General features: G+C 60.8%; 5 protein-coding genes. 4 read left to right on the forward strand and 1 reads right to left on the reverse strand.

The genetic code is table 11. The annotated features are described in order from the left end of the window. Positions 1 to 448: 448 nt before the first annotated feature. Positions 449 to 1,027, reverse strand: a complete 579-nt coding sequence (locus tag AC5WS7_RS40435) for a VOC family protein (RefSeq protein ID WP_495959959.1) — start codon at positions 1,025 to 1,027, stop codon at positions 449 to 451. A 385-nt stretch (positions 1,028 to 1,412) separates the two neighbouring features. Here AC5WS7_RS40435 and AC5WS7_RS40440 point away from each other — a divergent pair, with 385 nt between their 5' ends. The 4 genes from AC5WS7_RS40440 to AC5WS7_RS40455 all read left to right on the forward strand — a co-directional run bounded on the left by AC5WS7_RS40440 (position 1,413) and on the right by AC5WS7_RS40455 (position 6,862). Continuing rightward, the gene (locus AC5WS7_RS40440; RefSeq protein WP_495959960.1) at positions 1,413 to 2,600 is read left to right on the forward strand and encodes a PucR family transcriptional regulator; all 1,188 of its coding nucleotides are present in this window, start codon (positions 1,413 to 1,415) and stop codon (positions 2,598 to 2,600) included. Between the two features lie 706 nt (positions 2,601 to 3,306). Next, positions 3,307 to 3,573 (forward strand): nuclear transport factor 2 family protein, encoded by a 267-nt coding sequence (locus AC5WS7_RS40445; RefSeq protein ID WP_495959961.1) that lies wholly within the window; start codon positions 3,307 to 3,309, stop codon positions 3,571 to 3,573. 129 nt (positions 3,574 to 3,702) lie between these two features. Next, the gene (locus AC5WS7_RS40450) at positions 3,703 to 5,436 is read left to right on the forward strand and encodes an FAD-dependent monooxygenase (protein WP_495959962.1); all 1,734 of its coding nucleotides are present in this window, start codon (positions 3,703 to 3,705) and stop codon (positions 5,434 to 5,436) included. 214 nt (positions 5,437 to 5,650) lie between these two features. After that, positions 5,651 to 6,862 (forward strand): cytochrome P450 family protein, encoded by a 1,212-nt coding sequence (locus AC5WS7_RS40455; protein WP_495959963.1) that lies wholly within the window; start codon positions 5,651 to 5,653, stop codon positions 6,860 to 6,862. The last annotated feature ends 50 nt before the right edge of the window (positions 6,863 to 6,912 follow it).

Below are 6,912 nucleotides of genomic sequence, written 5' to 3' on the forward strand. Positions count from 1 at the left end.
TTTAGTCTGCACTTGAAAGGTGTCGAGGTACCGCAGAGTCGCCGGTTGCAAATCGGTACATCAAAGAACCGGACCGCAGAGCTCTCAAAGCGCTCCGCGTTCCGGTGCGTGGGGATGCATCCTGGTCGTTTTTGGTCTATTGCTCTGGTGCGAGCTGCGGAAATGGGCAGCGTAGTAGATGTACCATTTTAGTGCGTCAAGATCCAAAGGCATTGGCAAAATGCGGAATCACTTCACGAGGATGCTGCAACCGGTGTAGAGCAACTTGAGAAACTCTATCCCGCGAAGAATTGGTGCGGTGTCCAGGGCGCGCTGTGGCCAGTACCGAGATCGATGTGAGACATTTTCGAAACCTCGAGGTTGGTGACGAGACCTGCGGTTGCGGGCCCCGCCCGGCTACCGCACATCACGATATTCGGTTACGGCCTAGCTCGCCATGTTCGAGGGCTCAGGTGGTCAGCGCGGCCATCGGGTCCGGAAGGTCGGGGCTGGTCTGCAATGCCCACGTCTGAGTCGTGATCGTCGACACCGGCGTTCCCTCTGCAAGTGCAGTGCGCATCAGCTCCGGAACAAACCGTACGCCGACCGGATTGTCTGCGTACTCCGGGCCGTTCATGTAGGAGGTGGCCTCCTCAGGGCTTGCGAAATTGTCGATTTGCAACTCTACGAAGTTGCCGTCTGGATCCTGGTAGTACAGCGAGGTGGTCACTCCGTGCTGGATTGGTACTTTGGGCTCGATGCCCTGAGCCTTGAGCGCGTCGTAGCGATCGAGCAGATCGTCGAGTGTCGCGTAGGTATAGGCGGTGTGATGCATGCCGGCGGCACCAGGGTTTCTGGGATCAAGCTGTGCCGGGGCGCCAAGCAGCGCGATGCGGTGGTGTTCCTCGTCAAAAGTGATGAAGCACAGCCCGTGCCCCTCGAAGACCACATGAGCGTCCAGCACGTTGCAGTACCAGTCGCGCATCTCCTCTAGCTTGCTGGTCTGCAGGACGACATGCGCAAACTTCGGTGTAGTGGTAGGACTCATCGATCGGCTCCTTTGCGAATCGGGGCGGCCTCGCACTTCGTTGGGCGGGCCGCTCTTCCTGCACCACGGCGCAGCGTCATCGATGCTCCGTGCGCAGTCCGTTATATGTGATAACATGTAGTGATCAAGGTGTGGTGTGCATCACGCCAGCGGTCGATACAATTTCAACTAATTTCCATCCAGCGCACCACTGGCTGAGAACCAGGAAAATCCGGAAAGATTGGTCTGTAAACCAACGCCTGGATGTTGGGCGGGAAGCATCAGCGAAAGGTTTGAAGTGCCGCATTGGGCGTGCGGACTGGCGGCGAGCCGTCCTGCAGTGCCGGAACCCGCTTGGCTGGGATCGAAGGCCGACCGGGTCCGTGCCGCTCTGGGAGCTGGAGCGGTGCAGTGGGCACTGGAGGTTGGTCAGAATGTAACCAGCCGGATCGCTCATGCTCTGCCCCGCCTGAGCGAGGGTGCCTCCGCTGTCGACGCGGTGCTGCGCGCCACAACTTCAACTACTCTGCAAGCCCTTACCCTGGTCGCCGGAATCGGTGACCAGGATACGACCCTCGCAAGTCAAGAAGTGACCGAAGTTGCCGGTGAGTTCGCGCGTCGTGGTATGGACCTCAACGACCTGCTTCGCGCAATTAGGGTCGGATATGCGGTGTTGGCATCAGCACTGCTCGATGGTGCCAGCGAACAGCTTCCGCAGGACCGCGCTGCCGCGGAATTACGGCGGATCTCGATTCTCCTTTTCGAAGAGATCGACGACTTCACCGGAGTTGCTGCTTCGGCTTTCATCGAGGAGCAAAGTTCGTGGGCGGCCGGCGTCTCGGCGGCTCGCCTCGAGCTTGCTACCAAGATCATCCATGGTGAGACAGTCGATCCGGCTCGCGCTACCCAAGTCCTGGATTACCCTGTCGTCGGCGAACATGTCGCAATGATCGCCTGGAGTGTTCCGCATTCTCGCCACGACCTGCGCAGCGTCGTTGAACCAGTCCTGCGCCGCTGGGGTGCAGTGACAGCAACTTTGATCATTCCGGTTGGGGTGCAGGCGATCTGGGCGTGGGGAACTGTCGTTCCGGATTCCACGCGCACGCGGCACTTGCAAATTCCCCAGCTAAGGGAAACTTGGGTTGTCACTGGAGAGATCGCCCCCGGCATCGAGGGCTTCAGTCGCAGCCACCTGGAGGCCCGCGCCGTCGAGCGGCTGGTGCGGATGCGCGAGCAAACAGAGGGGGCGGTGACTGCCCACGAAGACGTGGCACTGGAAGTATTGCTCCTCGCCGATCCGGAAGCCGCAGCGCGATTCGTCGACCGCGTTCTGGGGCCGCTGGGTGCCCAAGATTCCCGAATGGCTGATTTGCGATCCACGCTGCGCCGGTACCTGGACATGGACCATAGCCTGGCACGAGTCGCCGCCGCTGAACATATATCCAAGAACACTGTGACTTATCGAGTGCAACGAGCGCTCTCGTTGTGCGGCCACGGGGATTCCTCGACGACTAACCTGCGTGCTGCATTGCGTATACATAATTGGCTCCATCAGCCCTCCCACGATCCGCGGGGACGCAATCTCAGTTCGTAGTGGATCGCGGTAGGACCTGGTTTCCAGCCCAAAATTCGGTGCGAACCCTGTGTCGCGCACCAGTGCGACAGGGACCACTTCTGCGCTCTACTTGTGGTGCAAGACACAGCCGATTGGCGGCTTGGCTGCCGCCGAATGGACATCCGCCGGAAGGCTGGGTCTTTTCCACTTACTCTGCTGCGAAGGCTGCAGAACGGCAGAAGAAGGTCTCGCTTGAGCGCGCTACAGCACACATCGAATGGTGTGAGGCCACGTTGGTGTACACCGGTCGCCGTCGCGACATCTTCCGACCCCGTGCCGCCGGGTCGCAGCGTGCGCATCGCCGATGACCTGATGTGGGAGTTCTCGCCGTTTTGCCCGAAATGCCCCAATTGAAGAGCTCGACGTCGAGTTTCGTTGACGACCGCGTCGGATGCTTCGTCCTAGTCGTCGATGTCGGACGCCTGAACCCGCCTTCGTCAGCTGATGTCCCTGGCCCGCGAAGTGAGCGACGACGACCCGCAAATCCTTCCCAGCTATCCGACCTGCAGCAAAACATCTCCTGGGCGCTGCGGCCACGTCAATCGAGACACAAAGGACGATCCATCATGATAAACGACACCAGCTCGACATCGAGTGAATTGGAGATCACACGTGGTCTGCTTGAGGCCGCGGATACCGATATCGCCCGTTTTTTGGCTACTTTGCCGATGACTGCACCTTCCGCATGGGTAATAGCGAGACGATTCGCAGAAGCAGAGCCATCCAGGATTGGGTTGCCAGCTATCTCGGGTCGGTGGTCGGCATCCGGCACTCGGTCCTCGGAGAATGGCCGGACGGTGCAGTGATGCCTCTACGGGTCGAAGTCACGTACACGATGGCCAACGGCACCGAATTCACCCTTCCCGCCGTGACCCGCACCTGGGTTGAGAACGGCCAGGTAACTGAATATCTGATCTCCATGGATACCAGCCCGGTCGTCGCTTCAAGCTGACTTTTCACCTTACCCCTCTTGCTGGTTCAGGGTTGCCCCGGCCTGACAACGTCCGCCACACGACTGGTGCCACGTTCCGGGCTGGCGATGGATCCTGCAACTCGGCACCTCATTTTTGAACGGAGCAACATGAGTCACCCCACCAGCCGTCCGATGGACAACGGCGCTAGCGATACCAAGTCCGCGCCCGAGAACCTCGACCAGAAGGTCGATACTTCGTACCGGCGCTCGGTGCTGATCTCGGGCGCCGGACCGGTGGGTATGATCCTCGCGCTCGAACTCAGCTTGCACGGGGTCAAGAGCACTCTCATCGAACAGGCACCTCAGACCACGCGTTTCCCGAAGATGGACCTGACCAACGCGCGCAGCATGGAACTGCTGGCCCGCCTCGGACTTGCCGAGGAGATCCGCTCGGTCGGGGTCGGTGCGAGTTACTCCCACGACGTTGTGTTCTGCACGTCGATGGCAGGCCCCGAGGTCGGTCGGTGGATCTACCCCAGCGTAGACCAGATGTCCGAGTGGATCGCCTCCCACAATGACGGCACTACACCGGCACATGCCTGGCAGCGGGTGACGCAAATCGAGGTCGAGAAGCTGCTCATGCGTCATTGCTTGACCGACGAGAACATCGAAGTCCTACGTCCATGGCGGGTCAACGAGGTTACTCAAAGCGATGACGCGGTCGCAGTCAAGATCGTGTCGCCAGTTGGCGGTGCCGACCACACCCTTGAGGCGGACTACCTGGTCGGTTGCGACGGCGCCGGTTCGGTGGTCCGGCGTGCGATGGATCTGCAGATGGAAGGTGATCGTGGGGTGATCACCTTCTGCCAAGTTCATTTCAAATCCCGGGATTTGAAGACTCTACATTCGCACGGTCAGTTCTGGCACACATTCTTCGTGGGCGGGGGCGTCGGCGCCATCATTGCCCAGGACGAGCGAGACACGTGGACGTTGCAGACCAGCGCCATCACCGACGGAGTTCGCACTGAGGACATCGACAAGCAGGAACTGCTGGACGCAGTGTGCGGTAGGCACCTACAAGTCGATCAGGTTCTGCAAAGTAGCGTTTGGCAGGCCAATGTTCTTGTGGCCGACCATTATCGCCTCGGACGTTTGTTCGTTGCCGGTGACGCCGCCCATGAAGTCATCCCGACGGGCGGATACGGGTTGAACACGGGCATCGCTGACGCGGTGAACCTGGGGTGGAAACTCGCTGCGGTGATCAACGGATTCGGCGACGTCAACCTGCTTGACAGCTACGAGGTCGAGCGTCGTCCCGTCGCTCTTCTAGCCCGCGATTGGTCTTTCCGCCATCTCAACGTGCACGTCAACGCCCAGAAACTGGCTCAGCGCGATCTCATAGAGTCTGACGGCCCGAACGCCGACGCTCACCGTCAGGCTCTCGCCGAATACTTCGCGGCCAACACCGGTGAACACGAGAGCCATGGTGTCGAGATGGGCTACTGCTATCAGTCCTCTGTGATCGCCAGTGACGATCGAGAGGAGATCTCGTCCCACGACGTGTCGACCTACGTTCCCACCACCGTCCCCGGTGCACGCGCCCCCCACGTTCGTCTCGCTGACGGGTCTTCCCTTATCGACGCTTTCCGCAACACCTTCACTCTCGTCAGCTTCGTCGGCTGCGAGGCGGCCGAGCCGCTAGCCACGGCCGCCGCGGAAGCAGGCGTTCCCTTCCAGGTTCTCGACATCGCTCACGGGGTCGCACGCCGAGTCTACGAGCGGGACCTAGTGCTGGTCCGCCCAGATGGGCACGTAGCGTGGCGCGGAGAAAAGCTTCCCGACGATGTGCGGGCGCTTTTGTCTGATATCACCGGCCGTAGCTCCATAGCTGCGCACGCCTGACCTCGGCCTGCCTAGGAGGGTGGTGGGGTGGGTGGGCAACGCCCGCCCTCCACCGGCTCGGAGCTCGTCACTAGTCGTGCCCCACTCTAGATCTCATTCGGCTTGGCACGCGCTTCCACTCGTCTCAATCCTCGCGGGTCCGACCGCACCAACCGACCAACACGATCTCTCGCCCGGAGCCGCACCAGTGACACGACCTTCGATCAAGACTGCAGTGACTTCGCCGACCGATTTCGCCAGTGCGCGGGTGGCGTTGTACGCCAAGGAATTCTGCACTGACCCGCACCGCGCCTACAGCGAGATGCGCGCACGGTACGGCTCCCTGGTCCCAGTGGACCTCTCACCCGGCGTACCTGCAACCCTCGTAATCAGCTACCGGACTGCCTTGCGCATCCTGCACGATCCCGACCATTTCCCCGCCGATTCCCGGACTTGGCAACGCGACATCCCGAGCGACTGTCCGATACTACCGATGCTTGAGTGGCGTCCCTCCCCGATCCGCGTTAGCGGTGCCGAACATACACGCTATCGACAGGCGACAGTCGAGGGCGTCAACGGGATCGATCAATTCGCACTGCATGACATCGTGGAACAGGTCGCCATCCCACTGATCAACAACTTCTGCAGCGACGGTAACGCCGACCTGATTTCGCAATACACACTGCCGCTCGTCTTCACCGTGATCAATACCATGCTCGGGTGCCCCCAAGACATCGGCGAGCGTGCTGCCATCGGAATGGCCGCAATGATCAACGGTGTGGATGCTGCGGTCGAAGGTGGCGCGATGTTCGCCGGTGCGATGGCGGATCTGGTCTCTCTCAAGCGATCTCATCCCGGCGACGACGTCGTGACGCGATTGCTGCAACACCCGGCCGAGCTCGACAACGAGGAAATGATTCACCATGTGCTGGCCTTCTACGCCGGAGGAATCGAACCGCTGCAGAACCTCATCACCAACACGCTGCAGTTGATGCTCACCGACGAGCGATTCGCTGGCGGGATTCTCAGCGGCAGCCTGCCGACCCGAGATGCCCTGGACGAATTACTGTTCACCGACCCTCCGCTGGCGAACTACTCCGCAACCTTTCCGCGGCAACCGATCCTGATCGATGGTGTGTGGCTACCCGCCCATCAGCCGGTCATAATCAGTCTGGCCGCCTGCAACAATGACCCCAAAATCAATAACGGCGAATACACCGACAACCGCTCGCACCTCGCATGGAGCGCCGGACCGCATGCCTGCCCGGCCAGTTCGGTGGCATACCTGATCGCCCGGGACGCCATCGATCAGCTGCTCGACGCTCTGCCGGAGCTGAGCCTCGCCGTATCCATCGAGGAATTAACCTGGCGGCCAGGACCTTTCCACCGCTCGCTGACTGCGCTACCGGTCGCCTTTCCCGCCACACCACCCATGGCCGTGCCATGAACCAGCTGTCGCTCGAACCGGGCCGAATCATCCTCCGTGCGAGGGGTGAT

The organism is Nocardia sp. PLKS1-43, from assembly GCF_059510335.1.